The organism is Brevundimonas sp. CURTG3B2_SDJG (assembly GCF_057364705.1).
The window spans coordinates 1-3,731 of sequence record NZ_JBNFOJ010000269.1 but is presented as its reverse complement, the minus strand read 5'-3'; the positions used below and the strand labels follow the sequence as shown (position 1 = coordinate 3,731).

The 3,731-nt window shown below is 70.7% G+C and carries 5 protein-coding genes and 1 pseudogene; 5 read left to right on the top strand and 1 reads right to left on the bottom strand.

Annotated elements, in window-relative coordinates; translation table 11 throughout:
- Positions 1-208 precede the first annotated feature (208 nt).
- The 5 genes from AC2W7C_RS14790 to folP all read left to right on the top strand — a co-directional run bounded on the left by AC2W7C_RS14790 (position 209) and on the right by folP (position 3,316).
- Positions 209-1,426 (top strand): acyltransferase family protein, encoded by a 1,218-nt coding sequence (locus AC2W7C_RS14790; RefSeq protein WP_486002099.1) that lies wholly within the window; start codon positions 209-211, stop codon positions 1,424-1,426.
- A 61-nt stretch (positions 1,427-1,487) separates the two neighbouring features.
- Positions 1,488-1,946 (top strand): hypothetical protein, encoded by a 459-nt coding sequence (locus AC2W7C_RS14785; RefSeq protein WP_486002098.1) that lies wholly within the window; start codon positions 1,488-1,490, stop codon positions 1,944-1,946.
- 14 nt (positions 1,947-1,960) lie between these two features.
- On the top strand, positions 1,961-2,128 hold the full coding sequence (locus tag AC2W7C_RS14780) for a hypothetical protein (RefSeq protein ID WP_486002097.1): 168 nt from the start codon (positions 1,961-1,963) through the stop codon (positions 2,126-2,128).
- A gap of 3 nt (positions 2,129-2,131) precedes the next feature.
- Complete coding sequence (locus tag AC2W7C_RS14775; protein WP_486002096.1) at positions 2,132-2,434, top strand: winged helix-turn-helix domain-containing protein; 303 nt, start codon at positions 2,132-2,134, stop codon at positions 2,432-2,434.
- A gap of 81 nt (positions 2,435-2,515) precedes the next feature.
- Complete coding sequence (folP, locus tag AC2W7C_RS14770; RefSeq protein WP_486002095.1) at positions 2,516-3,316, top strand: dihydropteroate synthase; 801 nt, start codon at positions 2,516-2,518, stop codon at positions 3,314-3,316.
- On the opposite strand, the pseudogene AC2W7C_RS14765 reads toward folP, so the two are convergent.
- A pseudogene (locus AC2W7C_RS14765) lies at positions 3,313-3,731 on the bottom strand (hypothetical protein); the annotation flags it as partial. The gene folP and the pseudogene AC2W7C_RS14765 sit on opposite strands and share 4 nt — an antisense overlap.

Genomic DNA, 3,731 nt, shown 5'->3' with positions numbered 1-3,731 from the left:
TAACAGGGCCGCCAGCCGGAGGGCGCGCGAAACCAACGACCACGCGGGGCGGCCTGTCTCGTCGAAACGGTAACAGCTCAACAGCTCCGGGCGAGGCCCGGACGCCCCGCGCCCTCCCCGAACCGCTTCGCCCGGGCTCGCTATCAACAAGTTTGCAATTCAAACAAGTCTGTTATAGACGCTCTCCGTCAACAAGGAGGGGCGCGTCATGTCGTCATCTGAAATCCATCGGCCCGAGCGGCTCCACGGCCTGGACGCGCTGCGGGCAGGGGCCCTGATGCTGGGCGTGGTCCTGCACGCCAGCCTGTCGTTCTTTCCCCAGCAGATCTGGATCGTCGGCGACGCCAGCCGGTCGATCGGGGCCGCCTGGCTGTTCTTCCCGATCCACCTGTTCCGGATGACCGCCTTCTTCCTGATCGCCGGCCTGTTCGCCCACATGATGCTGAGCCGGAAGGGCTGGCTGGGCTTCGCGCGGGATCGGGCGATCCGGATCACCGGGCCGCTGCTGGCCTTCTGGTTTCCGGTCATGGCGGGGATCGTCACCGCCCTGGTCTGGAACGCCCACGCCAACGGCCTGGTGACGCCCGGCGCGCCGCCTCCGCCGCCGCCGACCTACGACTGGACCAACTTCCCCCTGACCCATCTGTGGTTCCTGTACGTCCTGACCCTGTTCTGCGCGGCGGCGCTGATCCTGCGCGCCCCGTTCGCGCTGCTGGACCGCCAGGGCGGCTGGGGCAGGGCCGTGGACCGAATGACCGGCGCGCTGATCGGGCCCCTGGACGCCCGTCCTCCTGGCCGCGCCCCTGGCCCTGGCGATGTGGCTGGACCCGAAGTGGATCGCCTTCTTCGCCGTGCCGACACCGGACGCGGGCCTGGTCCCGCACGCCGCGGCCCTGGTCGGCTTCGGTCTGGCTTTCGGCCTGGCTTCTGCTGGACGCCGCCGCGACCTGCTGGGCGCGTCGCCGCCTGGTCGCCGCTGTTCCTGATCGTCGCCGTCGTCTCCGGCGTCGCCGCCTACATCCTGGCCGGCGGCCCCAGCCTGGCCCCGATGGCCGAGCCGACGCAGGACAAGGCGATCGCCGCGGCGGTCACGGCCCTGGCGGTCTATTCGTCCGCCCTGGCGGCCATGGGGCTGTGCCTGCGCTTCCTGTCGGGTCACAGCGCCCTCCGCCGCTACCTCGCCGACGCCTCGTACTGGGTCTACATCCTGCACCTGCCGCTGGTCATGCTGGCCCAGGTCTGGGTGCAGGACTGGCCGGGGCCGTGGTGGGCGAAGCTGGCCGGGGTGTCGCTGGGCGTCTTCGCCGTCTGCCTGGCCTCGTACGAACTGACGGTGCGGCACGGCTTCATGGGGCGCTGGCTGAACGGCCGGCGGATCCCGTGGCGCAAGCCGCCGCCGGAACCCGCGGCCGTTCCGGCCGAATAACTTGCCAAGCCTGGCCGGCTCGTTCACCCCAATCGGACGAGCCGGCTTCGGAGAATCGCCCATGCCCGCCAGACCCCGCCTGCATTCGCCCGAGGACGACCTCGCCTTCATGCGCTCGATCGTCGAGGGCGGCGGGCGTCCGACGATGACGCTGTCGATCTGCTACCTGGCGGGCGGGCTTCTCTACGGCCTGCAATGCCTGTTCCACGTCGGCCAGGTGATCGGCCTGATCCGCTGGCCGGACCTGGCCAACCTGGCCTTCGTCGTGATGATCACCGTCGCCTTCCTGGCGGTGCTGACCTGGGCCATTCTGAAGGACCGCAAGGACGGCGCGGCGCGGGGCCCCTGGCGACACGATCCCTCAACGCGGCCTTCAGCGCCACCGGCATGGCCAACGCCGCGGTCATCATCGTCTTCGGCGTCGGCGCGGTCCGGGACCAGGACTTCGCGATCTGGCTCTACTACGCCGCCATCGTCTTCGCCCTGCAGGCGGCTGCCTGGTACTTCGCCTGGACGCTGAAGAAGAAGGGCTGGATGCTGGCCACCGCCTTGGGCGGCTGGTTCACGGCCGTCGCGCTGGGCGTGCTGGTGCGTCAGCCGACCCTGTACCTCTACGTTTGCACCGTCGCCCTGTTCCTGCTGTTCGCCCTGCCGGGCTGGATCATGTTCCGCGACGCCCGCGCGGCGGTGAAGGCGGCCTGATCCATGGGCCTGGCCGACCTCGGCAGGATCGACGACGTCATCCACGGCCGCATGCGGCTGGGGATCATGGTCTATCTGGCCGACGCGGAAACGGCGGACTTCACCGAGCTGAAGACCGTGCTGGAGGCCACCCAGGGCAATCTGTCGGTCCACCTGAAGAAGCTGGAGGAGGCGGGCTACGTCGCCATCGACAAGAGCTTCAAGGACAACAAGCCGCTGACGCGCGCGTCGATCACGCCGACGGGCCGCAAGGCGTTCTCGGCCTATCTCGAGGCGCTGGGCGGGCTGATCGGAGGGCGGGGATGAGCGCGCCGGGGCTGCTGGAGACGCTGGCCGACGTCGTCTTCGGCAAGAAGGTCGCGGCGAGAGCTCACGGCGCCCCGGGTCATGGGCATCGTCAACGTCACCCCCGACAGCTTCTCGGACGGCGGGCGGCACGACACCGTGGAGGCGGCCATCGCCCACGGCCTGAGCCTGGTCGATCAGGGCGCGGCCATGCTCGACATCGGCGGCGAGAGCACCCGTCCGGGCGCCGAGCCGGTCGGTGCGGACGAAGAGGTCGCCCGCGTGGTCCCGGTGATCGAAGGCCTTCGCGCCCGGTGGGACGGCCCGATCAGCATCGACACCATGAAGCCCCAGGTCGCCCGCGCCGCCGTCGCGGCCGGGGCCACGATGTGGAACGACGTCTCGGCCCTGCGCCACACCCCCGAGGCGCTGGCCGTGGCGGCCGAACTGGGCCGCGAGGTGGTCCTGATGCACATGAAGGGGGAGCCGCGCACCATGCAGGACGATCCCCGCTACCAGGACGTCGTCGCCGAGGTCTTCGGCTGGCTGCTGGAGCGCGCCGAAGCGGCCGTCGCGGCCGGCGTGGCCCGGGACCGGATATGGCTGGATCCCGGCATAGGCTTCGGCAAGACCGCCGAGCAGAACCTGATCCTCACCGCGCGGCTGGACCAACTGGCCGGCGCGGGCTTCCCGATCCTCTATGGCGCCAGCCGCAAGCGCGTGATTCAGGCGATCGATCCTTCGGCGGTCGAAGCCGCCGACCGTCTCGGCGGCTCGCTGGCCCTGGCGCTCGAGGCCGCGCGGCGCGGCGCCGGGATCATTCGCGTCCATGACGTGCGCGAAACCGTTCAGGCCCTCAAGGTCCTGACCGCGCTGGAGTCCAAAGGGCCGACGCCGTGCTAGGGCAGCCGGGTGAGCAGGCGCGCGCCGCGGCCCATGGTGAACCAGGCCCAGGTCCAGTTGACGTAGACGGTCAGCCGGCTGCGGAAATCGATCAGCAGCATCAGGTGGACCAGCGACCAGGCCCACCAGGCCAGGACGCCCTTCATCTTCAGCCCGCCCAGCAGGGCGACCGCCCGGGACCGACCGATGACCGCCATCGTGCCCCAGTCCTTGTAGCGGAAGGGGGCGGGCTCGGGCCGGCCTTCCAGCCGCGCACGGACCAGCTTGCCGACCCAGGCGCCCTGCTGCTTGGCGACCGGGGCCAGGCCGGGCAGGGGCTTGCCGTCCTGGGCGTAGCTGGCCACGTCGCCGATGGCGTAGACGGCCTCGACCCCGGGAACCGCGCAGTCCGGGCCGACGATCACCGCTCCGTTGC